At 65.9% G+C, this 23,751-nt stretch carries 18 protein-coding genes; 5 read left to right on the forward strand and 13 right to left on the reverse strand.

The window, feature by feature from the left end:
- Positions 1 to 87: 87 nt before the first annotated feature.
- The 5 genes from VT03_RS29160 to VT03_RS29180 form a co-directional block, all read right to left on the reverse strand.
- On the reverse strand, positions 88 to 1,794 hold the full coding sequence (locus tag VT03_RS29160; RefSeq protein WP_075096257.1) for a glycerol-3-phosphate dehydrogenase/oxidase: 1,707 nt from the start codon (positions 1,792 to 1,794) through the stop codon (positions 88 to 90).
- 168 nt (positions 1,795 to 1,962) lie between these two features.
- A complete protein-coding gene (queC, locus tag VT03_RS29165) occupies positions 1,963 to 2,664 on the reverse strand; it encodes a 7-cyano-7-deazaguanine synthase QueC (protein WP_075096258.1) in 702 nt (233 codons plus the stop codon).
- 6 nt (positions 2,665 to 2,670) lie between these two features.
- Entirely contained in the window at positions 2,671 to 3,558 is an 888-nt protein-coding gene (rfbA, locus tag VT03_RS29170; protein WP_075096259.1) for a glucose-1-phosphate thymidylyltransferase RfbA, read from the reverse strand.
- 91 nt (positions 3,559 to 3,649) lie between these two features.
- The gene (locus VT03_RS29175; protein WP_075096260.1) at positions 3,650 to 5,362 is read right to left on the reverse strand and encodes an RDD family protein; all 1,713 of its coding nucleotides are present in this window, start codon (positions 5,360 to 5,362) and stop codon (positions 3,650 to 3,652) included.
- Between the two features lie 220 nt (positions 5,363 to 5,582).
- On the reverse strand, positions 5,583 to 6,428 hold the full coding sequence (locus VT03_RS29180) for a type II secretion system F family protein (RefSeq protein ID WP_075096261.1): 846 nt from the start codon (positions 6,426 to 6,428) through the stop codon (positions 5,583 to 5,585).
- A 525-nt stretch (positions 6,429 to 6,953) separates the two neighbouring features.
- On the opposite strand from VT03_RS29180, the gene larC reads away from it, so the two are divergent.
- A complete protein-coding gene (larC, locus tag VT03_RS29185; RefSeq protein ID WP_075096262.1) occupies positions 6,954 to 8,273 on the forward strand; it encodes a nickel pincer cofactor biosynthesis protein LarC in 1,320 nt (439 codons plus the stop codon).
- A 418-nt stretch (positions 8,274 to 8,691) separates the two neighbouring features.
- On the opposite strand, the gene VT03_RS29190 is transcribed toward larC, so the two are convergent.
- From VT03_RS29190 to VT03_RS29205, 4 genes are all read right to left on the reverse strand, one after another.
- Entirely contained in the window at positions 8,692 to 9,870 is a 1,179-nt protein-coding gene (locus VT03_RS29190; RefSeq protein ID WP_231870549.1) for an endonuclease/exonuclease/phosphatase family protein, read from the reverse strand.
- A gap of 688 nt (positions 9,871 to 10,558) precedes the next feature.
- Entirely contained in the window at positions 10,559 to 11,653 is a 1,095-nt protein-coding gene (locus VT03_RS29195; RefSeq protein WP_075096263.1) for a DUF1559 domain-containing protein, read from the reverse strand.
- A 65-nt stretch (positions 11,654 to 11,718) separates the two neighbouring features.
- Entirely contained in the window at positions 11,719 to 11,994 is a 276-nt protein-coding gene (locus tag VT03_RS29200) for a hypothetical protein (RefSeq protein ID WP_075096264.1), read from the reverse strand.
- 213 nt (positions 11,995 to 12,207) lie between these two features.
- The gene (locus VT03_RS29205; RefSeq protein ID WP_075096265.1) at positions 12,208 to 13,320 is read right to left on the reverse strand and encodes a DUF1559 domain-containing protein; all 1,113 of its coding nucleotides are present in this window, start codon (positions 13,318 to 13,320) and stop codon (positions 12,208 to 12,210) included.
- Positions 13,321 to 13,896: 576 nt separating this feature from the next.
- Here VT03_RS29205 and VT03_RS29210 point away from each other — a divergent pair.
- Positions 13,897 to 14,448, forward strand: a complete 552-nt coding sequence (locus tag VT03_RS29210; RefSeq protein WP_075096266.1) for a sigma-70 family RNA polymerase sigma factor — start codon at positions 13,897 to 13,899, stop codon at positions 14,446 to 14,448.
- A gap of 32 nt (positions 14,449 to 14,480) precedes the next feature.
- On the forward strand, positions 14,481 to 15,857 hold the full coding sequence (locus VT03_RS29215) for a FecR domain-containing protein (RefSeq protein ID WP_075096267.1): 1,377 nt from the start codon (positions 14,481 to 14,483) through the stop codon (positions 15,855 to 15,857).
- 117 nt (positions 15,858 to 15,974) lie between these two features.
- Here the strand turns inward: VT03_RS29215 and VT03_RS29220 are convergent, their stop codons facing one another.
- Positions 15,975 to 17,837 (reverse strand): polymorphic toxin-type HINT domain-containing protein, encoded by a 1,863-nt coding sequence (locus VT03_RS29220; RefSeq protein ID WP_075096268.1) that lies wholly within the window; start codon positions 17,835 to 17,837, stop codon positions 15,975 to 15,977.
- A 278-nt stretch (positions 17,838 to 18,115) separates the two neighbouring features.
- Positions 18,116 to 18,658 (reverse strand): hypothetical protein, encoded by a 543-nt coding sequence (locus VT03_RS29225; protein WP_075096269.1) that lies wholly within the window; start codon positions 18,656 to 18,658, stop codon positions 18,116 to 18,118.
- A gap of 127 nt (positions 18,659 to 18,785) precedes the next feature.
- On the opposite strand from VT03_RS29225, the gene VT03_RS29230 reads away from it, so the two are divergent.
- Both VT03_RS29230 and VT03_RS29235 read left to right on the forward strand, forming a co-directional pair.
- Positions 18,786 to 19,775 (forward strand): alpha/beta hydrolase, encoded by a 990-nt coding sequence (locus tag VT03_RS29230; protein WP_075096270.1) that lies wholly within the window; start codon positions 18,786 to 18,788, stop codon positions 19,773 to 19,775.
- Between the two features lie 239 nt (positions 19,776 to 20,014).
- Positions 20,015 to 20,332 carry an HU family DNA-binding protein gene (locus tag VT03_RS29235; protein ID WP_075096271.1) on the forward strand — a complete coding sequence of 106 codons (318 nt, stop codon included), beginning with the start codon at positions 20,015 to 20,017 and terminating at the stop codon, positions 20,330 to 20,332.
- 644 nt (positions 20,333 to 20,976) lie between these two features.
- Here the strand turns inward: VT03_RS29235 and thiO are convergent.
- Together thiO and VT03_RS29245 are read right to left on the reverse strand one after the other, a co-directional pair.
- The gene (thiO, locus tag VT03_RS29240) at positions 20,977 to 22,068 is read right to left on the reverse strand and encodes a glycine oxidase ThiO (RefSeq protein WP_075096272.1); all 1,092 of its coding nucleotides are present in this window, start codon (positions 22,066 to 22,068) and stop codon (positions 20,977 to 20,979) included.
- An 18-nt stretch (positions 22,069 to 22,086) separates the two neighbouring features.
- Positions 22,087 to 23,592, reverse strand: a complete 1,506-nt coding sequence (locus VT03_RS29245; RefSeq protein ID WP_075097365.1) for a sulfatase — start codon at positions 23,590 to 23,592, stop codon at positions 22,087 to 22,089.
- Positions 23,593 to 23,751 lie beyond the last annotated feature (159 nt).

Raw genomic sequence — 23,751 nt, forward strand, 5'->3', positions numbered from 1 at the left:
CCAGGGGCGAGCCCCTGGACCCCGGTTGGGGGGCGCGGCGGACTGCAGATGTCCCACAAGTTTACGGTTGCAACAAGCAACGCGCTCTCAGAACCAGGCCTGCCGCCCATAGAAGTCGACCAGCCGGCGGCGAACGACCGGTTCATCGATTGGCTGACCTGCCTCCCGCCACAGCCCCAGCACCGCCTCAAATGTCGCCCGCGTCGCCCGCGGCTCCAGCGCCAACATCGTCCGCCGCTCAATCAGATCGAGAAGCGAATGGACGTGCTCCGACCGGATCATCCATCGCACAAGCGCCGCGGGAAGCGGAACGTCGGGAAGCACCGCCGGATCGGCCCCCTCCGCGGCGAGCAGCCGCAGTATCGAAAACGCCTCGCCTCCCAGCAGAGCGACCGCTTCCTGGACCGCCGCGACCTCCCAGCCGGTCTCGCGGGCGAACGCTTCAACGGCCTCACCGCGATCCGCTTCCTGACGCGGGTACGATTCCGCCCCCGGGACCGGCCGGTCGCGCGTCCGGGAGACGCAGATCCGGTCCATCCGCTTCAGGATTCGCTCGGCCACCTCTTCGCCCAGGGCACGGCAGGTTGTCAGCTTGCCGCCGATGAGGGTGTCGACGATCAGCCCGCTCGACTCGTTCGTCTCGATCCAGTGTCCGCGCGGAATCGCCTGCGTCTTCCCCGCCGGGGCGTAGGGGAGCGGGCGGACGCCGCAGCAGTGCGCCGCGACATCTGCGGAGGTGAGATCGATCTGGGGAAAGACCTCGTTCGTCATCCGAACGAGATAGTCAATGTCCTCCGGCGTGGCCCGCACCTCCTCGGGACGCCCCTGGAACCGATCGTCGGTCGTCCCGATCATCGTCCCCTCCCCGTGCGGAAGGATGAACACCAGCCGACCGTCGGCCGCCTCGGCGTAGATCGCGTCCCCCCGCAGCGCCTCCCGCAGCCCGGCATGCGCCGTGAGGATATGAGTCCCCTTGGTCCCGCCGAAGAGCCGCGGCGACGGGATCGGGAGCTCGGCGAGCGTCAGATCTCCCCAGGCGCCGGTCGCGTTGACGATGCTGAGCGGCGCGATCCGCTGCGTCGGCCCCGGCCCGTCGACCGGCTGGATGTCGACGGCAAGGCCGTCGCGAATGGCGCGGTGATACGTCAGGAGGTCGAACCGCAGCCCGAGCCCCCCGGCAATCCGTTCGCAATCCTGGATAAGCGCCAGGACGTATCGCTCGGGATACAGCATCTGGCAGTCGGAATAGGAGCAGATCCACCGGAACCGCCGGTGATCGACCGGCGGAACTCCGGGGCCGAGGGGCGACGCGGACCGTCCCGGAAGAGAGCTGTCGCCGGCGAGAAGGTCGTAGAACCGCAGTCCCGATTCGACCGTGTAGAGGCCCCGCCCCTCCGAGCCGCTCCAGGAGGCGACCTCGCGAAGCCCCGGGAGTTTCTGCAGGCCGACGAACCGGATCCCCGAGGCGAGGAAGCCCCCTGTCCGCTGCCGGACCGGAATGTGCAGCCGCAGCGGCCGGACGAACTGCGGGGCCGTCCGGAGGAGCCGCTCGCGCTCTTCGAGCGACTCCCGCACCAGGGAAAAGTCGCCGTATTCGAGATACCGCAGCCCGCCGTGGATCAACCGGGAGGACTTGGAGGTCGCGCCGAAGGCGATGTCGGCCGTGTCGACGACGACGACCGGCACTCCATTGAGCAGCAGCTCGCGGGCGACGGAGACTCCGTTCACTCCCGCACCCAGGATCAGGACCGGGCGGGTGCCATCTCGGGGATCATTCTCCAGACCAGCGGACATTTCGCTCCTTCATTGAGCCGTTTCTTTAAACACCAAGACACCAAGGTGACACGAAGATCACCAAGGAACCGCCTTCTCAAGATCCTCTTTGTGTTCTTGGTGCCTCCTTGGTGTCTTGGTGTTTAACTCCTCAAGGGACCATCAGTTCAGCGGCGCAAACTCCTCGGCCTACCGATTGTAGGCGGGGTCGGTCAGGCCGGCGGCGGCAAAACCCTGGATGCGGATCTGGCAGGAGTCGCAGTGTCCGCAGGGATGGCCGTCGGGAGCGGGATCGTAGCAGCTGTGCGTCAGTCCGTAGTCGACCCCCAGGCCGACGCCGGTGCGGATGATCTCCGCCTTCGTCATCCGGATCAGCGGAGCATGGACCTGGTATCGCCCGGCCCCCTCGGTCCCGGCCTTCGTGGCGAGGTTGGCGAGAGTCTCGAAGGCCGCCACGAACTCCGGCCGGCAGTCGGGATAGCCGCTGTAGTCGACCGCGTTGACCCCCACAAAAAGATCGAAGGCTCCCAGGACCTCCGCCCAGCCGAGGGCGACGGAGAGAAAAATCGTGTTCCGCGCCGGGACGTATGTGATCGGGACCCCCGCCGTCATCTCCTCATCGGACCGGTCCTTCGGAACGGCGATGTCTGCCGTCAGCGCCGAGCCGCCGAAGACCCGCAGGTCGAGCTGGCAGGTCCGATGCTCCGCCGCGCCGAGCGCCCGGGCCACGCGCTGGGCCGAGTCGAGCTCGAACCGGTGCCGCTGCCCGTAGTCGAAGGAGAGGGCGAAGCACTCGAAGCCCTGCGAGCGGGCGATGGCGAGGACGGTCGCCGAGTCGAGCCCCCCGCTGAGGAGGACGACCGCTTTCGGGCGATCAGTGGAAACGGACATGGAACGTCACAGGAAGGCATCCGGGTTGTCGACCAGCTCCCGAAGATACCGCCCGTAGCCGCTGCTGCCCATTCGCTTGGCCAGTTCGCGGACGTCATCCGCCGAGATATAGCCCATCCGCCAGGCGATCTCCTCCGGGCAGGCGATCTTTAGCCCCTGCCGCTGCTCCAGGACGCTCACGAACAGCGTCGCGTCGACGAGTGACTCGTGCGTGCCGGTGTCGAGCCAGGCCGCCCCGCGGCCGAACGACTCGACGCGGAGGTCTCCCCGCTTCAGGTACGCACGGTTCACGTCCGTGATCTCGAGCTCGTTCCGATCCGACGGCCGGATCTGTCTCGCGATCTCGACTACCGACTCGTCGTAGAAGTAGAGCCCTGTCACGGCGTAGTTCGACTTCGGCTCCTTCGGCTTCTCCTCGATGCTGATCGCCCGGCCGTCCGTGTCGATCTCGACCACCCCGTACCGCTCCGGGTCGCGGACGTGGTAGGCAAAGACGGTCGCGCCCGACGTCTGCTGGCTGGCCGCCTGCAGCTGGGAGGACATGTTGTGGCCGAAGAAAATGTTGTCCCCCAGGATCAGGCAGGAGGGATGCCCCGCGACGAACTCCTCTCCGATCAGGAACGCCTGGGCGAGTCCTTCCGGACGCGGCTGCTCGGCGAACGAGAAGGAGAGTCCCCACTGGGACCCGTCCCCCAGAAGCCGCCGGAATAGCGGCAGGTCCTGCGGCGTGCTGATGATCAGGATCTCCCGGATCCCGGCGATCATGAGCGTTGAGAGGGGGTAGTAGATCATCGGCTTGTCGTAGACCGGGAGGAGCTGCTTGCTCACCACGGTCGTCGACGGATAGAGCCGCGTCCCGCTGCCGCCGGCCAGGATGATTCCCTTGCGGGTCATGGTGGAGGTCACTCCTCGTTGCGCCGTTCGGAGGGGATTGCGGACCCGGCCTGGCGACGGCCGATCGGTCCCGCGTGGCCCCGCCCCGCCGCTACTTGTCGCCCTTCCAGACGACGCGGGTCTTGGTGACGATGTCCTGGAACGCCTTCTTGTCCGGACGGAAGGCGCACATCAGGAACGGAATGCCCAGCATCAGGGCCGAACCGAGCGACGCGAAGAACCGTTGCGTCGCCTGCTGGAGCGAGATGGTCTTGTCCTTGTCCGTGCTGACGATCAGGCCGAAGGCGTCTTTCACCACGGTCGTCCGGGTGGCGCTTGACTCCTGGACGGCGAAGTACAGCCACCAGTTGTAGACCATCCAGACCGGGGCGTAGAACGTCTTGACGACCTCAGGGCCGAACTGCCAGTTCACGTAGAAGGCGCCGGCGAACAGGACGTGCCCCAGGATCGCGGCCGCTTTGACTCGGGTGACGAGGAAGTTCGCCAGCGGCACCAGGCACAGGTCCCCCCAGAATGCCAGGTATCGCACCCAGAACGTCGCCGGCTGGTTGATCGGCATCTGCGGGACAAGGCCCAGCCGGGAGCTGTTGTAGTAGGAGAACAGGTCAAACACCTTGACCATGTACAGGGCGGAGAACGCGGCCACAAAGGCGAAGATCAGCCGGAACGCCGCGTCGAAGAACATCCAGCTGAAGAGGTAAATCGGCCACTTGATGTAGAACTCGAGCGTCTCGGGGTTCCCCGCCATGCCGACCGCCCAGTCGATCAGCTTGAACATGTACTGGCCGACCGGGGCGTCGCGGTCGAGGACGGCGAACTTCGGCGAGGCGAAGAACAGCGCGACCGCCCCGCCGAGCGGGATGATCGTGATGAGAAGCGCCACGATATTCGTGTAGATCGTCGCCGCGGCGTTCCGTCCGAAGAGCAGCAGCAGCTCCCAGGCGATCCAGCCCTTGTAGCTGTACTTGGAGGCCTGGTGCGCGACGGCGATCGGGTAGGCCATGTAGGCGATCGGGACCGCTCCGCCGAAGACGGCTGCGGCCAGAGTCCCGAACAGGTCCGGATCGAACATGTCGAGGCTGGTCATGATCCCCAGGAACATGACCAGCATGACGGCGGGCAGGAACACGATCCACGGCCAGATGATCGCCCCCACCCCGAGGTAGGAGCTCTGGAAGAAGTCGATGTCGATGCGGTCCGCCTTGACCTTGTCCTTGGTCAGCGTGCCGCGGACGAACATGATGGCCAGCGAGGCGAACCAGCCCCAGAAGGCGCAGCGGCTGAGGAAGTTGAGGCCGAACCAGAAGATCTTGAGCGGGACGTCTTCGATGACGGTGCCGATCAGCCAGCTGACGTCGATCATCATCCACAGAATGAGCCAGTAGCCGGCCGTCTTGAAGTACAGGCCCTTGTTCTCCTTGATGAACTCGAGCGGTTCCTTCCAGACGAGCCCGTAGAACTTGGACGGATCGGGGCCCCGCTGTCCTTTGCGGCGGGCGGCTTTGGCGTCCATCTTCCCCGTTTCGGCGTTCATGCCGCACTTGGGGCAGACGGGATCGTCCTCGTTCATCGGAGTCGCGCAGTAGGCGCAGATCTCGTGCTGGCTGTCCTCCGAGTCGATCTTGTCGAGGACGTTCAGGAAGTCCTCGCTCTCCTCTTTTTTCTTGGTCTTGCCCGCGCCGGCCGCCTCAGCCGGGACCTTGATCTTGGTGCCGCATTTGGGGCAGGCGATCGACTTGCCGCGGGCCTTGTCCGGAGCGTTGAGCGTTGTCTCGCATCCGGTGCAGCGGACCTTCACGGGCATTTTTGACTCCGGGACGTCTCGTCAAATCGCCTCCTCCACCGCGCTGTCTCGGACCGCAACGGGGCCGCCGGCAGGACGTGAGGAGGAGAGCGCAGAGGGTTGGATCAGACAGGATCGGGAATCCGAAACAGAACTGTACCAAGTTTCGGAGCGCTGTCAGCCATCGCCTGAAGACAAGCGACTGGCCGCGGAAACCTGGGGTCCGGCCCCGTCCCCCCCCTCAGATGTCGGCCGCCATGATGCGGCGGGCCCACAGGAAGGCCATCAGGTTCAGGAGGGCGGAGACGGTCAGCATCAGCTGGCCCGGGACCGTGGTGAAAAGCCGCACGGTGTTGTCGGAGTCGAAGGCGAAGTAGTACATCGCCAGGATGAAGACCGGGGCGAGGGCCATGTAGACGGCCGACTGCCGGGCCTGGGCGGTCTCGGACCGGATCTTCCGCTCCAGACGCTGGAGTTCCCGGACGGAGTGGGCGATCCGCTCGATGGTCTCGTTGAGCCGTCCTCCGCTCTGCCGGCTGGCGTCGACCGCCGCGGCGAACAGGGCGAAATTCTCGCTCTGGAGTCGTTCGCGGGTCTCCCGGAGGACGGTTTCGAGCGGTTTTCCCATCTGGTACTCGCCGCACATCTGCAGGAATTCCTGGCAGATCGGCCGGGGGCTCTGCTGGGCCAGGAGGTCGAGCGACTGCGGGAGCGACATTCCAGACCGGATGGCGCTCGACATGGAGACCATGGCGTCGGAGAGCTGCTCCTCGATTTTTTCGCGGCGGCGGGCGGCGAAGCGGCGGATCAGGATCCAGGGGAGGCCGACCAGCACGACCACGAGGACGGCCGTGAAGACGGGGCCGATCAGGATCCACAGGACCGCGGCGAGCACGGCGACGACGGTGATCCAGCTGACGATGACGCGGTGCAGGTTGGCGGAGGGGAGGCGGACGCGGCGGAGTTTTTCGCGGATGTCGGCTTCGATCCGGTCGACCCCGGACCAGAACAGTTCTTGTCCGCTCCAGGCGCCGAGCGCGAGGGCGGTGCCGATCAGGACGGTGCCGAGGGGGGCCAGCTCTTGCATGTCGACTGGAATGAGGAAAGGGCCGACGTACGTTATCCCAGTCGTGCTTCGGCTGCACCTCGCTGGAGGTTGTGAGTCTTGCGAGAATCCAGCCCTTGCCGGCACAGCTGTGCTACCTCAATCCCATTGTGCCACGGCAGCCGGGGTCAAGGGGGCAACCCCTTGCCGCCGGAGGCACTCCGTTGAGAAACCGTGGCACACAACGGATGTCTCCTTTGTGGTACCGGCGTTGAGGACTCATCGCTCGCTTTGCAATCCCCGCGGGTTGGTGAGGGGGCATACGGCACGGTGTCCGCGCTTGGACACACCCTCTTTCAGACATCTCTCGACGGCCAGGCCTCCGGCGGGCAAAGGGGCGTTCCCCCTCTGCACTCCCCACCAGGGTGCCCCTGGACCCGGTGAGCCGGAGATGTGGGGGATGCGGTGTCCGTCGGTGGTGGGCGACCGTCGCAGAATCGTTGGCACCGCCACCGGCAATCCCTACTGTGACAACCACACCCCGAGCCAACACCACGGAGATGAGCGATGCGCCTCGCCTACCTGGACTGCCAGACAGGAATCAGCGGCGACATGACACTCGCCGCCCTCCTCGACGCCGGTGTCGACCGCGACGCCCTGGTCTCCGCACTCGACTCATTGGGCTTGCCGGACGTCGAGCTGCGGGTCAGCACCGTCATGAAAGGGGCCTTCCGGGCCACGGCCATCCGCGTCCTCCATCCCGAACAGCACGCCCACCGCCACTACTCCGACATCGTCGCCATCATTCAGGCAGCGGCAGGCCTGACCGAGCGGCAGCGCGACCTCGCGCTTAAGATCTTCCGCGTCATCGGCGAAGCCGAGGCCAAGGTCCACGGCAGCACGCTGGAACAGATCCACTTCCACGAGGTCGGGGCGATCGACTCCATCATCGACATCGTCGGCGCGGCGGTCGGTTTCGACCTCCTGGGCGTCGACGAAGTCGTCTGCAGCCGGATCCCGACCGGGCGGGGATTCGTCCGGATCGATCACGGCCTGTGCCCCGTCCCGACACCGGGGACGGCGGAGATCCTCAAAGGCGTCCCGCTCCGCGACGTCCCGATCCAGGCGGAACTGACGACGCCGACCGGCGCCGCCATCGTCAAAGTCCTCGCGAAGCGGTTCGGAGCACTCCCCGCCATGACGATCGAGCAGATCGGCTACGGTGCGGGAACGAAAGAGTTCCCTGACCGCGCGAACGTCCTCAGGCTCTTCGTCGGAACGGCCGAGGCGGTCGGTCTTGAACGGGACGAGGTCATGCTCCTCGAGGTCAACCTCGACGATGTCTCCGGCGAGATCGTCGGCTACACCAAGCAGCGGGCTCTCGAAGAAGGAGCCCTCGACGCGTACTCGGTCCCGATCCAGATGAAGAAGGAGCGTCCCGGCACGATGCTCTGCGTCCTGTGCGACCTCGACGCCGTGACCCGTCTGGAGGAACTGCTTTACCGTGAGACCGGCACCCTCGGGATCCGGCGCCGTGTCGTCGAACGGACGAAGCAGTCGCGCGCCCCGCACACGGTCACGACCCCCTGGGGGAGCATCGGCGGCAAGCTCTCGTGGCGGGCTGCGGGGCTGGCGTCCTTCTCGCCCGAGTACGACCACTGCGCCGCGGTCGCCCGCCGGTACGGCGTCCCCCTCGCGGACGTGATGCGGGCCGTCGAGGAGGCCTACCGCCGCGCTCCCGTGCAGGGGATGCCGGTCGCGGATCCCGGCACTGACGCGGAACCGGTCGAACCTGTGTCATCAGCCCACAATCACTCTCATGACCATGGGCACTCACACGATCATGGTCATTCGCATGACCATGGGCCTGGCGGGCACTCCCACTGAGGCTTGGTTCATCACGCGTCCGTGCCGGCACGACTTGATAGCTCAAGCCAAATGTGCGACGGCAGCCTGGGGTCAAGGGGGCCTGTGTTGTTTCTTTGGCCCCCTTGCCGCCGGAGGCACTTCCATGAGGAACCGCGGGACACAACGGATGTCCCCTTTGTGGTACCCGCGTTGAGGACTCCCTCACATCACACCGCTGGCGTTGCAGTCACCGCGGGTTGGTGAGGGGGCATACGACACAGTGTCCGCGCTTGGACACGATCTTCTTCAGACAGTTCTCGACGGCCAGGCCTCCGGCGGGCAAGAGGGCGTTGCCCCCTTGCATCCCCCACCAGGGTGCCCCTGGACCCGGTGAGGGGCTTTCCCTGCCTTGATCTGTGTCTATCTGTGTTCATCTGTGGCCCCCTCCTCTGCCTCCTCACCGACCGATCTCAACATCCACCCACACCAGACGGTGATCCGAAACACTCACCAACTCCTCCAGCCCCTCCGACTTCGCCGGCCAGTACACCCCCGCCCTATAAGCCCCCAGCGTCCGGCTCGGCAGAACGTAATCGACTCGCAGATTCCCCGAACTCTCAAAGTTCGCCGTGTCCTGCCCCGGCGGGCCCAGATGCGAACGATGAATCCCCCCCGCCATCTGCGTCGCCTCCTCACCCCCCACGCTCGACGGAACCGCATCGTGATGGACGAGCGGATGCTTCACGAACTGATCGATCGCTCCCCCCACCGACTCGCCATCCTTCGGATCCGCGTTGTAGTCCCCCAGGATCACGAACTTCGCCCCGGCCGCCAGACCCCCGCGACGCCCCTGGTCGTCGTACAGGTAACCGTTTCCGCGGCTCGGATCGATGTAGTCCGACCACAACCGGATCTCGTCGTGATTCCGACACCCGTTGCGATCCTCCGGCCCATCAAACACGGGAGGCGTCGGATGCGCCACCAGCACATGCACAAGCCCGCCATCCATCTGCAGCGGAATGTCCCAGTGGCTCTTCGACGAGAGCCGAAGCACCGCCAGCGCCTCTTCCGAGTAGAACGGCCGACCCGTCCCCGGATTCAGCGGCAACTTCGCGCCGGGCATGTCCTTCCACAGAAACTTCTGAAAGGTCCGCACCGACGCCGCGTCAATCGGAAACCGCGACAGCACCACCATCCCATACTGCCCGGGATACTTCCCGAACCCGAACGCGTCCCCGGACCCGCTGACTTTTCCGTTGCCGTCCAGGTCTTGGCCGCTGGGAACCCCCGTGTTTACCGGAGCGGTAAAGACGAACGGATACAGAATGGGAGACCGCCCGTTCTGGCTCACCTGCAGATACTCTGAGCACAGCAGGTGGGCCCCCTTCTCCTCCGCGTCGTAGTCAAACTCGTTCAGGAGCAGCACGTCGGGACGGACCGTCTGCACGATCTCCGCCACCCGCCGGGCCCCCTCGTCCTTGCCCCCCTGCAGACCGCGGATCAGCTCCCCCTCTTCGGAGCGAAACATCGACACGTTAAAGGTCGCGAAACGAACGACATCGTCCGCTCTCGCCACGTCGGTTCCCCCCATGACAGCGGCAATCGCCAGCAAAAAGACCCGGACCTGAGACATCATCCTGCTTTCCTGTTTCTGAACCCACCACATCGTAACGATCCGACACTTCGCCGATCCGGAGACCCGCATCCGCCCGCAGACGGTTCGCGTCCACTTCCAGACGCACTGCCTCCAACCGCAGCCGGCTGGCGTCGATCTGCAGTCGATTCGCATCCACGCGGAGGCGATCCGCTTCCACTCGCAACCGCTCCGCCTGAAGCCGCAGCCGATGCGCCTGCTCCAGCACCTCATCCTTCCACTCCCCCATCGACTCACTCCTCCGCGGCTCAGTCGCTACCACCCCGGCCCCTCCGACTCCCGGATCACACAGATCCCGGAGCGGCGGGATGCCTGGGCGTCGGCGGCTCCAGCAGAGCGGGCGACGCCCCTTCATCCTCTCAAGAAAACGTGGCAAGAAGAGCGCGGGAAGCAACCACGGTGCCCTCAACCAGTCCCCTGAGGAGGGATTTCCTGGCCGCAAACCATCGGCTGCGATCGCTTCCCGCGTGTTCGCCAATCGGGCCGGTCCGCGCCGGCCCGGCATCAATCGCGTTCGACCTCGGTCCCAATCTCTCGAATGCCGCCGTCACCCTTCGTCAGCGCGAGGCGGCTCGGGGGCTCTGTGTCCCCGGCGGGGACACAGACGGACTCCCCTTGGCGTGCTGCCGCCCCAATGCAGCATGGGCGTCGACTTCCAGCGAAAGCCCTCTCAGAAGTCGCCGATTGGATTGCGGTCGGCCACGTTGCAGAGGTTCTGGAAGACGTAGTTGCGGTTGCTGCCGATCGGATCGATCGCAATCGACTCACTGATGCTCCGGACGGCGCCGTCGGCCATCACGAAGTTCGCGACGCCGGCGTGGTTACTCGAGAAGCTGGCGGCGCATCCATGCGTTGTTGGCGCACCGAGCGGAAGGAGGTTTCGATGCCGCGGGGTCAGAGCGAGAAAAATCGGCGGGATCGGGCTCCCGGCCCCCCGATAGTTGATCCCCCATGTCCCGTTCGCCAGGTGAGTCCGCACGTCAAAGGGACTTGCCGTCGAGTTGCCGGAATAGACGCCGAACGCGGAGGCCGCGTTACACCGCTGCTGGACGCTGGACCCGCCGATCTCCCAGGCCCGTTCTCCCATCAGGATGGTGTTCGACGTCCCGTCCGGAATCCCGTTCGTCGAAGTGCTGGTGCAGTTGCCGAAGATTCCGTTGTTTACCCCCGTCCAGTTCACGCTGGTCATCGTCCAGCCGTGGTTGAGCGGCTCCGATCCGCCGCCGTTGCAGGCGACGTAGTTCGACACCGCCACGTACTGGGCCGGATCGGCCGTCGGGGCCAGGATGTGGCGATCGTTCACCGTCGGCCCCGTGTCCGACGGACAGCGGAACACGGCAAGGCGGGTCTGCATCGCCTTGACCCTCTGGACCGCCTCCGGAGTCGTGGAAAGGAACACGTCCCGCAGAGTCTGCTCGGTCGGAGCCAGTTTGTTGTAGAGGCCCGTCTGCTCCAGGTTCGGCAGCAGAAACGTTCCCCAGCCCCACGCGGTTCCCGGAATTCCTTCCGCCAGGTTCGGACGGAGCGGGTCCGGCTCGACGTACCCCGGCGGGAACTGTCCGTAGGTCTCGTGGTAGTTATGCATCGCGACGCCGAACTGCTTCAGATTGTTCTGGCACTGCGACATCCGCGCCGCTTCCCGTGCCTGCTGTACCGCCGGAAGCAGGAGCGCCACCAGGACCGCGATGATCGCGATCACGACGAGCAGCTCGATCAGTGTGAAACCGCGCTGGAGCAATCCGCGCCGGTTCTGAGTGTCGGTCATTTCGAAAATCCCCTTCGGGTTTGATGTCGGTAGAAAGGTGCGGAGATCCGCTCCGGACGACTTCGTCAGTCGACTCCGTACTGCTCATCGCGGGCCTTCTTCGATTCCGCGAAGGTCTTGAGATAGCCCTCCACGCCGGCGTGGACCGCGGCGATCTGCCTGGTCTTGTCGGCATCGCTCAAAGACTTGTCGGCCCGGATCATGTTGATCTCGATCTCGGCGTTCTTCCGGGCCAGCGTGGTTTCGGCCTCCAGGTCCATCGGAAGGGGCTTGTCCGGAATCCCGGAGCCGCATCCGGAGATCACGAAACCGATCAGGATGAGTCCAATCAGGCGTAGCATCGTGGATCACGTCTCTCGTGATGGAAGGTGTGAAACGAGGTCGCGTCGCCTCGAAGTGGGGAGCTGCACCGGACTGGGGCGCGGCTCCAATGTCGTACCGCGACTAAGTCGTCTGCCGGGGCTGGTCCCGTGCGGGGAGGCGGGGATCGATGTCGTGGACCCCTGCTCTCGATCCGCCGCGTCCCTCGCGGACAGACGGCAGAGAAGACCGCTTTAGAATTCGCCGATCATGTCCCGGTCGGCTCGCGAGCCCAGCGCCCACCACGTCGTCATCGCGATGTGGTCCGCAACAAATCGTACCGACCCGTCGGCCAGCAGCACGTGGACGCCGCCGGGGTGCTCGCTCGTGGGAGTGATGTGCATGTTGTGAGCCCACCACTGGTTGTTCCAGTAGCAGCTCCGCGTGTTGGGGGGCATCAGGTGCTGGTACATCGTGGCGCTGTTGCCGTCGACGACGGCCCACGTTCCTCCGGCATACTGGCTGTAGCTGGGGAGAGACGCCGTGTAGGTGGCGCAGCGCTGCTGAATCTGGCCAAGAGTTTCGATCGCCGGGATGTTGCCAGAGAACTGCAGGTGTCCCCGCCGGTAGTCCCTCTCGGCCGAACCGAGCTGGTTGATCAGGAACTCCGAGAACGCCGCCGTGTTGGAGGCCCCGTCCGTGATGTCCGCGATGCGGACGTTGCAGGAGGTGTTGGGGTCGTTGCTCGTCGAGTAGTGGCGATAGTCGTAGAAGACCGAAGCAAAGCCGTTGGGGAAGGCGAGCTTGCCGTTGGCCCCATTTCCGCCCAGCGACTCGACGTATCGTTCCCCGCTGACGCCGGTCGCCTGCCGCGGCCAGCCGTGATTGACTGCGTAGTTATTGTTCCCCACCCCCCGCCCATAGGACGCGTTCTTGCGGGCCTTGAAGTCCGACGGACAGAGGAAGATGTTGATCGTCGTCTTGATCGCCGGGAGGTTGGGATGATTGGCGTCAACGACGACGGAGTTCGCGAAGCCGCGGCGGAAATCGAACTTGTTGTAGACGTTGGCCTGATCGAGATAGGGAAGGAGCAGCACCTGGCCAGAGATGCGGCCGTTCACTCCGGTCTCTCCCCCCGGTCCGCTGTCGGGCTGCGTCTGATTCGTGTTCCAGGGGGGGAAGACGAAGTGGGTCTCGTGATAGTTATGGAGCGCGATCCCGATCTGCTTCAAATTGTTGCGGCATTGTGCCTGCCGCGCCGCTTCACGGGCCTGCTGAACTGCCGGTAGCAGCAGCGAGACCAGCACCGCGATAATGGCAATGACCACGAGCAGCTCAATGAGCGTAAACCCCTTCTTCACGGTCATCTGTCGTCCCCTCTCCCGTGCTGACGCCTGCAGGGACCATCGGGGTTCGGCCCCGAGTTCAGTTGTCCGGAAGTCCCGCCGGAAGAACGCAACGTTGCGTCCGCCGGCTGCAGAGTGCCAACGCCCATCAATGTCGGAGAGGGGCCTGAACGTCCCGTTCTTCTCTTAAAGTTTACAAGGGATTTGCCCGCTCTTGTTGCGGCCTGCCGACTCGACAATCCCGAGAAGAGGCGCGCGACATCTGGACGTTTTGATGCCGTGCCGCATGCCGTGTTTCGGAGCGATGCGGCCCCGCAACGCTCTGTGAATTCTCTGTGATTATCGGGAAGAAGTGCGCAACACCCGACATTGAGAGGCACAGCGGCAACACGTCCGTGAGATTCTGGTCCCAGGCGGTTTGAAGCCGCCCGGTGTTCGCCTTCATCGGCCTCCCGTTTCCATGGCGCCGCCGGTCGCACCAGGACTTCAGGTCCACACCTGCGGGCCAAGGCGACCGGTGCGCCGCTGTCGCGGTGGTCATGCGGTCCCCTGCCGGTCGGACCGCGGCCGCCCCACGTGTCTCGCAGGAACTTCGTGATGGAGAGTACGACTTCCCCCACCAACGAGTCGCGACAGGACGAGTTCAGCAAGCTCGTCGCGTCGGTCGAGCAGAGGCTGCGCCACTTTCTGTTATCGCTGACATGCAACCCGGATGACGCGGAGGATGTCCTGCAGGACTCGTATGAGGTGGCGTGGAGGCGGTTCGACGACTTCCAGGAGGGGACGAACTTTTACCACTGGGTTTCGCGGATCGCGTACAACCAGGCCCGGAACTTCAACCGTCGACGCAAGCGGCACCGCGGGCTCGGGCTCAGCGACGAAGTGCTGGCCAGCCTGGCCAGGATCCATTCGGGCTACAGCGAATTCCTGGAAGTCCGCCAGCAGTTGCTCCAGCAGTGCCTGCAGAAGCTCAAGCCGATCGACCGGGCGCTCCTGTTCGACTCTTATCGCGAAGAGGGACCGAAGTCCGCCATCGCGGACCGATACGGCGTTCGCGGCGACCTGCTCTACAAGAAACTGTTCCGGCTTCGCGTCCGACTTTTTGAGTGTGTCAATTTCGCCTTGGGAAGAAAGAACCCGCATTCATGACCGCGCCGTCTCCAGATGCTCATGAACGACTCTTGGAGCTTTCCGAACAAGCCTGCAACGGCACGCTTGACGCGGAGGACTACATCCAGCTGGATGCCCTGCTCTCCTCCAGTCACCGGAACCAGCTCACCTTCCTCGAGTACGTTCATCTCAGCGCCGAGCTCGAGACGCTGGCGATGGGTGAGGACCGTCCGCCGTACCGGGTCCACGAACGGTCGCGGAAGCGGGGCGTCGCCAGGGCGATCGCCGTCGGACTGTCGCTGTGCGGGGCGGCGGTCCTGACGGTGGCGGGAATCGCGCTGCTCTCCACGGGGCGGTCCGGTGCCGGACGGCAGGTTGCCGGAACCGGCGACGGCTCCGTGCCGTGGCTGGCGCGGGTGCAGCGGTTCTCGGGGAACGCGGTCTGGAAGGTGGACGGACATGACAAAGGGAGTCACGTTTTGGGCCGCCAGTCGCTCGTGATCTCCGAGGGATACCTGGAGCTGAGCTTCCGGAACGGCACGCGGCTCTCGGCCGAGGGACCGGCGGAGCTCGTGGTGCATGACGATCTGCGGGTCAGCCTGGCGAAGGGGACGGTGCGGGCGACGCTGGCGGAGGGAGTCTCCGGCTTTCAGGTCGAGACCGACACAATGGAAGTGGTGGACCGGGGAACCCAGTTCTACGTCGAACGCGACCGCGACGGGCTGACGACCTCCTATGTCAGCGACGGCGTCTGCGATATCCGCAACCGCGGGGAGAACGCCCCTCCGGCTCCGTTCCGGACGGTGGTCGCGGGGGAGTCGGTCCTGGTGGATCAGGACCGCCGGCTGGTCCCGCTGAGCGCGGAGCAGTCCCGCCGGTTCGCCGAGCGGCTGGTCTCCAGCTTCCTTTCGTATGAGCTCCCGATCAAGCGGATTTCGCCGTCCGTCTGTCTCATCGCGCCGCCGGAGGGGACGCTCGACCACCTGTTCTGCTCGGTGAACCGTCCGGTGTATCTCATTCCGGAGCGTCAGAACGTCCTCCTGCAGGAGGACCTGCTGCTCCCGGGACGAAACGGGGCGGAGGGGGTGAGGCTGGCCGCGGGGACGTTCGTCGACAGCTTCCTGGTTCACAACGCGTTTGGTCCCGACCTTCCCGCCGGCGCTTCGAGCAAGCTCCTCAGGCAGACGCAGACGACCGGGGAGATCGTCTTCGGGCACGAGGTGCTGGCGGTGCTGAGCGAACCGGGGCAGCTTGTGCAGACGGATCAGGAGTTCGCGGTGAAGGGGGCCAGGTTCCCGGCTCCGAACCGGCGTGTCCTGGAGTCCCAGGACCGGCTCTCGCTGTCACCGACCGATCCGCACCGCGTGGATTTCGTATTCCAGGCGACGGAAGGGGACGTCGACCACGTGCGGGTGCTCGTCCGATCGGGAGCGAATGGGACGCGATAGCCGGCCCGGCTTCGCTCGCCCGAAGCTCATCCCCTCCGGCCGGGAGTTACCGCAGCCGGGGCGGCCCGCCCTGGACCCGAGGCGCTCCCGCGCGATTCGACACCACGGTGCGGCCATTCAGCGGGCATTGGAGACCTTCGCCGGCGCGTCGTCCTCCGATTCCCAGAGCGGCGAAAGCCCTGGGACGAGCGAGTTCGTCGGTGCCCGGGGCGTCACGTCGTGGCTGAGAAAGGGGGACTCGCTCCCAACGAAGTAGGAATGCGTGTCGGCCACGATCAGGTTGTGGACGGCCCCTTCACCCGCCGGCTCAACGGAGCGAACCTCGGTCGAACCCCGAACCGTGTGCAGCGGCATCCCGGCTTGCAGGGAGCGGGCCTGAACCCAGCCGAGGCCGTTGATCCAGAACGGATGCCCCTGGGAACAGACGACCTCATCCCCCGCCGTCCGAAGACGGTAAAGGACCGCTTTCTCCCTTAAGGTCCGCCCGAGAACCGGCTTGAACACGAGCTCGCCGGTCTCAACATCCTGGGCCAGTACGCGATCGCCCGGCTCGATCGTCTCCACGGCGCGGGGGCCCTGCTCCGTGACGATCGGAGTTCCGGCCACCAGACAGGAGTGCATCCGAACTTCCCGAGTGATGTTCGGACGATTGTTGCGGGAGACCCCGCGGCGATCGACGTACCACGTCGACTCATAGTTCGCGGAGACCTGATTCTTGACGGGGAGCTGGTCTTCTACGTCGCGCCACCAGGCGGCCACCTCCGCAGGAGTCTCCAGCGGGCGGCCGGCGATCGCCGAGACGGTCCTCACGATCCGGGCTGTTCGCGGTGCGTCGGATTCCGCCTCCACTTCCGCCAGAGTCTTCCAGAACTCGAAGTTTGCGAGTTCGCCTGCCATCTCGGCCTGCGACAGGCGGTGGTATCGCAGCCCATAGAGCTGGCCCCTCCGGACGATCGCCGTCATCGGTCGGTTCATCACGAAGTGAACCCGGCTGAGTCCGTCGATCCCCGTCCACTCCATCGAGTACGCATACCCGCCGGAAGGAGTCGAGGTGAACGTGGGATCCGCGCGGAATGACCGCGCGCTGCCGACGAGCGCGTGGAGATAGTCCTCGCGAGGACGGGGCTTGAGGAAGCTTGTCGCATCGGTCCGGATCGTGGCGTGCTCGGAAAAGATCGCCTGCCGCGCGAGGGCGATCGTCGCCTCGTAGCAGTCGAAGCGGTCCAGCCACTTCACGAACGCGGAGTGCACCGCGTCCCCACGGTCATCCATGGCCTGTTCCAGCGCGAAGACGCGGTCGGGATGCTTCCAGCCTTGGAACGGATCCGCCTGGGAGGCGAGTTCCTTGGCGGAGAGCCGGCGCAGCCTCTGGGTGAGCCGCACAGCCCGCTCCCCGTGCTTGTCCGAGCTCTCGCTCCACCTTTGCGAAGCGGCGACACGACTCACGGCCGATTCCCGCGGAATCCAGCCTCCGTCGGATGGCACATCTCCGAGACGGACGTGCGCATCCCGATCCGTCGGCTCGAGCGAGACAAGCCGCGCCAGGACCGCCCGCTCCTCATCCGGCATCTTCCGTTGACGAGCCTGGCGGGCGAAAGACCGGAGGTCCGCCGCCGACCCGGACTGCCGGGCGCGTTCCGTCCGAAACCAGTCGATCTGTTCCCGGCGCCCCGGCTGATCGGCAGCCTGACTGTACGGGACCCAGTCCTCACCGAAGCGGACGTCGCCGAGATGCCAGTGAGCAGCGGGGTCTTCGGGGGCCTCCGCCAGCCGCTGCCGGAGAATCGCCGTCCGGTCGGCGGAATTCCCCGCCAGCTCCGCTTCGAGCGCGGCGGGGACGTCTCCCGGCAGGCCGGACTGCGAGCCGGATGAGGTTTTCCGTTGAGCGCTTTCGGGGGGCGCCGCCGTCAGGGGCCACGCCGGAGCGAAAGCCAGGGAAGTGCAGAAGAACAGGGTGCAGAAGAGCCGGTGTCCGGACATAGTGAGGTCCCCTCGCGCTGCAAGACGCTGCCTCTCATACGGAAGACGCTCGACGAGTTTACCGGTTTTTCGAGCCGAAAGCCGGCAGGCGCCGGGGCGGATGGTGAACGACCGTGCTCAGGGTTTCTCCGGACTGGGCGCGGACGGCACGAATACCGATGTGGCAAATGGGCTCCTGTGACGTTCTCTTTTGAATCCCGCACCCGCTGCGGCTGAAACCGTTCCTCGGTGAAAACGCCTCCGGCGGCCGGGGCTGCTCGCCCGGGACCCGGGGGGCCCTAGTTCCGAACCGCCTCCCATCGATACCGGTCGCGGGACTTCGTCAGTTCTTCCAGGTCCAGCACCTGCGAAGTGATCGAGAGAATCCGCGACGACCGCCCCGCTCCAAAGTCGCGGATCAGCCGGTTGACGTCTTTCTCCGGCGTCCCGGATGTGATCGTGTGAGTGAGAACGCCCTCCTCCACGGTCCAGGTCAGCTCCAGGTCGAGCGACCCGCCGTACGCCAGCGACCATGGAAAGCTGATCGTCACATCCATCGAAGCGGTCCCGTCGGGGCGGTTCGTCACCACCCGCGTCCCATAGTCATTGAGACGCCACGTCCCCAGGAGCTTCTGTCGCAGCTCGTCATCCGTCGGGACATTTGACGAGGGGGCTTCCGGCGGGACGGCCGCCTCGGAGGCGGCGCTCCGGGCTCGGACGGGAATCCAGGTCGCCGTTCCACCGATCAGGAGCGCCATGACCACCACGACCACGACCGGCGCGGAGCCGGGCCGCCGAACGCGATCGGCGAGTCCCGGAGAGAGGGGCGGAGAAGATTCCATCGAAGTCCGTTCCACGACTTTCCCAGTGTTTGCATATCCTTCTCTCGAAATTATGAGAGTCCGAGCCCAATTCGGGAACAGGGGTTCCACGGGCGGACCCGCAGTCACAGACGGAGCGTTCGGCGACATGACGGATCAACCCCAGCCTTCTCCCGCCCTTTCGGCTCCGCTGGCGACGAGACTGCGGCAATGGCTCTGGCGCGTCGCCCGGCTGATCGTGGCGGGGTACTTCGGAATCGTGCTCCTGCTGTGGAGCTTTCAGAGGACACTGCTCTATCACCCGCTCAAGGCGACCACGATCGAGCGGAGCGCGACCGGCCTGTCCGACAGCGATGTCGAGGAGGTCAGCGTGACCGCCGGCGACGGCGTGGCGCTCCATGGCTGGCTGGCCCGGACGGCGGCGACAGGGATGGCGGCGACAGCGAGCAGCCCCGGCGAGGCCTCCGTCCGGGAGACCGTCCGGAGTTCGAACGCGCCGGTCGTGATCTACTTTCAGGGGAACGCCGGGAACCGGAGGACGAACGGCGACATCGTCGGCGAACTCGCCTCGTACGGCTGCCACGTCCTGTACTTCGATCACCGCGGCTTCGGCCTCAACGCGGGGTATCCGACCGAGGCGGACCTGTTAGCCGACGGCCGGACGATCTGGATTTTCGCCACCGGGGAGCTGGGGATCCCTTCGGATCGCCTGTATCTCTTCGGCGAGTCGTTGGGGGGCGGCATCGCCACGGGCGTGGCCCAGGGCCTCTGTCGCGACGGGCTGAAGCCGCCGGCCGGGTTGATCCTCGGCGCCACGTTCTCTTCGGTGCGCCGCGTGGCTCAGGATCTCTACCCCTTCGTCCCGGTCCGCTGGATGCTGAGCGATCCGTTCCTCTCCGATGTCCGGATGGCCGACGTCACCTGTCCGGTCCTCCAGTTTCACGGAACGGCGGACTCGATCGTCCCCTTCCCGATCGGCCGCGAGCTTCACGCGGCGATCCCGGCGGCCTCCCGTTCCGGAGTTCCGAAGCGCTTCGTCGAGATCCCCGACTGGGACCACTTCGGCATCCCTGCGGCGGTCCTGCGAGGCGAGCTTTCCGAGTTCATCGCGCGGGTGCAATCGGCCTCGTCCAGGTAGCCGCCGCGCGCGGCGACGGAGCCTCATCGAAGTGGCCTTGCGACCTGCGTCTCGATCGTCAAGACCCGCGCCTCGTCAAGTCAGAGCCAAGGGCGCCGAAAAGTGGCCCGGAAAAATCCAGCATTTTTCCAAGCGAAACGCGTTTGCGGTGAATTGACAACGCGAAATCCCAGCATTCTACTTACCCCGCGAGTGAGTCGCACCAACCCGTACACGCCGTTCCATTGAAAGGAGCCACGATGGCCAAGGCCGCCGATAAGCCCATGTCGAAGAGTGAGATCGTCGCCTCGATCGCCGAGTCGACCGAGCTGGGGAAGAAGGAAGTCACCGCCGTCCTCGACGGTCTCGAAGCCCTGATCGCTCAGGCGATGGCCAAGAAGGGTTCGGGCACGTTCGTCATTCCGGGTCTGATGAAGATCGTCCGGACTGAGAAGAAGGCCACCCCGGCCAAGCAGGGGCGCAACCCGAAGACCGGCGAAACGATCACCATCGCCGCCAAGCCGGCCCGCAAGGTCGTCAAGGTCCGGGCTCTCAAGAAGCTCAAGGAAATGCTCTAAGAGTCCATTCCTTCGAGAGCGTCTCGGCCGGCGGGGCGATGATCCCTCAGGGTGATCGCCCCCGACAGTCCGGCCGACGAATCCGGTCTGTCCTCTGACCCGGTTTTGCTCTCCGAAGACGACTCTGCTTTGCGGGCGGGCCCGATTCGCGGACAGCGTGTATTCGGTCGTCGCAAACCTCGACTCCCTGATTTTCGTCAGGGAGTTTTTTCATGCGCTCAGGCAAGCGGGCCGAATGAGAGGCGGAGGAATCGGTTGTCGCGCCAGCTCGAACGAGGTCCATGCCCGCGCGGCGTCCTTGCCGCCGGAGGCGCTTCCATGAGGAACCGTGGGACAACACGGACGTCCCCTTTGTGGAACCGGCGTTGAGGACTCACCGCTCGCTGCGGAATCCCGGCGGGTTGATGTGGGGGCATACGGCACGTTGTCCGCGCTTGGACACCATCTCCTTCAGACATCTCTCGACGGCCAGGCCTCCGGCGGGCAAGAGGGCCAAGAAAACAACACAGGCCCCCTTGCATCCCCCACCAGGGTGCCCCTGGACCCGGTCGGTCAGTTGCGGGCTGCCACCGCCTCCGTCCTGCGAAACGCTCATGGCGAATCCATCCGATTGAGGATGAGTGATCCACGTTGAAGCGGCGAACTCAAGCCTCGGTCTCGAACGGTGCCAGCGGCAGCGAGGTCGGCAACCCGAGCAGGCGCTCCGCGATGAGCCGCGCCGTGGCCGGCGACAGATGCAGCCCCGCCCGGTAGTGCCCCGCCGCCAGCAAGAGATTCTCGACGGCGGGGGCCCGACCGATCCAGGGGCGTCCACGACGGGCGTGCGGCCGCAGTCCGGCCCACGTCTTCTCGATTCGCGCTCCGGCAATCGGGGGGACAAGCGAGGCACCGAAACGGATCAGCTCGGCGATCGCCTCAGGCGTGTTCTCCTTCTCGAATCCCGCCCGCTCTTCGGTTGAGCCGATCAGAATGTGTCCGTCGCCGCGGGGGACCACGTACCGCGGCCCGCATTCGAGCACATGGCTGAGAGAGATTTCGGGAGCGTTGAGCAGCGCGATCTGTCCCCGCACCGGAACGATCTCGAGCGGGATCCCCACCGCCGCGGCCAGCTCATCGGCCCACGGACCGGCCGCCAGGACGAAATGTCCGGCGGTGTGGCGCCGCGACTCCGTGGCAACCGCGATGACGCGATCGCCGGCCCGATCCCATCCGCGGACCGGCTCGTTCTCGACGATCTCGACCCCGCGTTGCCGGCACGCCGCTTCGAGTGCCCGCAGATGCCAGGGGTTGCGGACCTGATGCAGGTCCGGCAATCGGTAGGCGGGGCGTCCGCCGGCATCGATCGACGGCTCCAGGCGACGCACTTCGTCCGCGGTGAGCCGCTCGACCCGCGCACCGCTCTTCTCCCAGAGCACGAACTCCTCATCGAAGCCGGTGGCGTCGCCGGGACCGAACTCCAGGCCGCCGCAGCGACGGTAGCCGTTGTCGACGCCGGTCGCCTCCCGCAGTCCCGCGCTCAGCGCGGGCCACAGCCCGTCGGAGAACTTCGTGAGTCGGGCGAGAGGCCGCTCGGGATCGCCGGGATACCCCGGAGGAAAAATCCCCGCGCCGGCCCACGACGCCTCGCGACCCGGCGCCGCGCGATCGAGAAGGCGGACCGAAAGTCCCCGACCGGCCAGCTCCCACGCGGTCGTCAGGCCGATGACCCCCGCTCCAACAATCACGACATCAGGCATGGACGAAGATCTGTTCCTTCAGCGTCGGGCTTCGTTGGGGGCGGAGGAGGCGGGGGCGGCGGGCGGTTCAGGCGGGAGTTGTGCGGGGGGCCGCAGGCCGGTTCCCTTCCGCTGCTGGGCTGAGTCTCCCAGCTCGGCGCGGGCCGCTTCGGCCAGTTCTTCGAGCTGCTTCCGAACCTCGGGGAACTGCCCCTGCACGTCGTCGGTTTCACCGACGTCCCAGGAGAGGTTGTAGAGGGCGGGGCCGGTTTTGCCGACCGTGTAGCCGCCGGGCCGGCCGTCGTCCCCAGGCGTTCCGGTCAGCGAGCGGTATTCGTGCGGGAAGTGGAGCTTCCACGGGCCGGACCGGATCGCCTCCAGGGCGTTCCCCCAATAGTAGTAGTACACCGGGTGCGGCGTCCGGGCCCCGGGCTCGTTCCGCATCAGGGGGCCGATGTCGAGACCGTCGATCGGATGGTCCGGGAGCGGAGCCCCGACCACCTTGGCAATCGTCGGCAGGAGGTCGATTGTCGAAGCGAGCTCATGACACGTCGTCCCGGCGGGAATGACCCCGGGCCAGCGCATGAGGCAGGGGACCCGGACGCCCCCTTCCCACGACGTCCCCTTCCCTTCCCGCAGCGGCCCGGCCGAGCCGGCGTGTCGGCCATAGCTCAGCCAGGGACCGTTGTCTGACGTGAAGATCACGAGTGTCTGCCGGTCGACATTCACTTCTTCCAGCGTCGCCAGGATCTGACCGACGCTCCAGTCGATCTCCGTCAGGACGTCGCCGTAGGGGCCCTGGGCCGTCGCGCCGCGGAAGGGATCGGTGCAGTAAAGGGGGACGTGCGGCATGCTGTGCGCGACGTAGACGAAGAACGGCTCCTGCGCATGGTCGCGGATGAACTGCGTCGCCCGCTCGGTGTACCAGCCGGTCAGGTGCTCCTGGTCCTCGGCCGTAACCGACGGGTTCAGGACCCGGTCCCCTTCGATCAGCGGCAGTTCGGGATAGGCCTTCGGTGTCTCCGGGTGCTGGGGCCACATGTCGTTCGAATACGGCAGCCCGAAGTATTCGTCGAAGCCGTGGTGCGTCGGGAGGAACTGGGGATGGTGTCCCAGGTGCCACTTCCCGGCCATCGAGGTCGCGTACCCCTGCGCCTTGAGCAACTCCGGGAGGAGGACTTCGCGATCGTGGATGCCGTACCTCGTCTTCGGCCCGGGAGCTCCCAGCATGCCGATCCGGTTCGGGTAACAGCCGGTCAGGAGTGCCGCGCGGGAGGCCCCGCACACCGCCTGCGGAACGAGAAAATCGGTGAACCGCATCCCCTGCCGGGCCAGGCGTTCCAGGTTCGGCGTCTCGTAACCCCGCTGGCCGATCCCGCTCAGATCGCCGTAGCCCATGTCGTCCACGAAGATCAGGACGATGTTGGGGCGGTTGTCCGGACGAGGGGCGGCGGGGGCCGCCGCCGGTTCCGGCGAGACGGCATCCTGAGCGGCCGCCACGCCGACGAGACCGAGGAACAGCAGGAGGAGGACGCGACAGATCATGGGAAGCACACCGGGGACGGTCTGCGGAGGGGGCATCGGCCGGCCGGCAGAATCGCCGATCAGTCCCCGATTTTCCACGCCGCGGCGCGTCTTCTCGGACAGCAGGGGACCCCATATTATGCTCGGAACACGACTCACTCCGTGAGAGACCTCGATCCC

The organism is Planctomyces sp. SH-PL14, assembly GCF_001610835.1.
Classification (GTDB): domain Bacteria; phylum Planctomycetota; class Planctomycetia; order Planctomycetales; family Planctomycetaceae; genus Planctomyces_A.

Excerpts from the sequence above, each read along its gene's own strand:
- VT03_RS29160 (WP_075096257.1), bottom strand. The coding sequence starts at position 1,794 with ATGTCCGCTGGTCTGGAGAATGATCCCCGAGATGGCACCCGCCCGGTC.
- queC (WP_075096258.1), bottom strand. The coding sequence starts at position 2,664 with ATGTCCGTTTCCACTGATCGCCCGAAAGCGGTCGTCCTCCTCAGCGGG.
- rfbA (WP_075096259.1), bottom strand. The coding sequence starts at position 3,558 with ATGACCCGCAAGGGAATCATCCTGGCCGGCGGCAGCGGGACGCGGCTC.
- VT03_RS29175 (WP_075096260.1), bottom strand. The coding sequence starts at position 5,362 with ATGCCCGTGAAGGTCCGCTGCACCGGATGCGAGACAACGCTCAACGCT.
- VT03_RS29180 (WP_075096261.1), bottom strand. The coding sequence starts at position 6,428 with ATGCAAGAGCTGGCCCCCCTCGGCACCGTCCTGATCGGCACCGCCCTC.
- larC (WP_075096262.1), top strand. The coding sequence starts at position 6,954 with ATGCGCCTCGCCTACCTGGACTGCCAGACAGGAATCAGCGGCGACATG.
- VT03_RS29190 (WP_231870549.1), bottom strand. The coding sequence starts at position 9,870 with ATGATGTCTCAGGTCCGGGTCTTTTTGCTGGCGATTGCCGCTGTCATG.
- VT03_RS29195 (WP_075096263.1), bottom strand. The coding sequence starts at position 11,653 with ATGACCGACACTCAGAACCGGCGCGGATTGCTCCAGCGCGGTTTCACA.
- VT03_RS29200 (WP_075096264.1), bottom strand. The coding sequence starts at position 11,994 with ATGCTACGCCTGATTGGACTCATCCTGATCGGTTTCGTGATCTCCGGA.
- VT03_RS29205 (WP_075096265.1), bottom strand. The coding sequence starts at position 13,320 with ATGACCGTGAAGAAGGGGTTTACGCTCATTGAGCTGCTCGTGGTCATT.
- VT03_RS29210 (WP_075096266.1), top strand. The coding sequence starts at position 13,897 with ATGGAGAGTACGACTTCCCCCACCAACGAGTCGCGACAGGACGAGTTC.
- VT03_RS29220 (WP_075096268.1), bottom strand. The coding sequence starts at position 17,837 with ATGTCCGGACACCGGCTCTTCTGCACCCTGTTCTTCTGCACTTCCCTG.
- VT03_RS29225 (WP_075096269.1), bottom strand. The coding sequence starts at position 18,658 with ATGGAATCTTCTCCGCCCCTCTCTCCGGGACTCGCCGATCGCGTTCGG.
- VT03_RS29230 (WP_075096270.1), top strand. The coding sequence starts at position 18,786 with ATGACGGATCAACCCCAGCCTTCTCCCGCCCTTTCGGCTCCGCTGGCG.
- VT03_RS29235 (WP_075096271.1), top strand. The coding sequence starts at position 20,015 with ATGGCCAAGGCCGCCGATAAGCCCATGTCGAAGAGTGAGATCGTCGCC.
- thiO (WP_075096272.1), bottom strand. The coding sequence starts at position 22,068 with ATGCCTGATGTCGTGATTGTTGGAGCGGGGGTCATCGGCCTGACGACC.
- VT03_RS29245 (WP_075097365.1), bottom strand. The coding sequence starts at position 23,592 with ATGATCTGTCGCGTCCTCCTCCTGCTGTTCCTCGGTCTCGTCGGCGTG.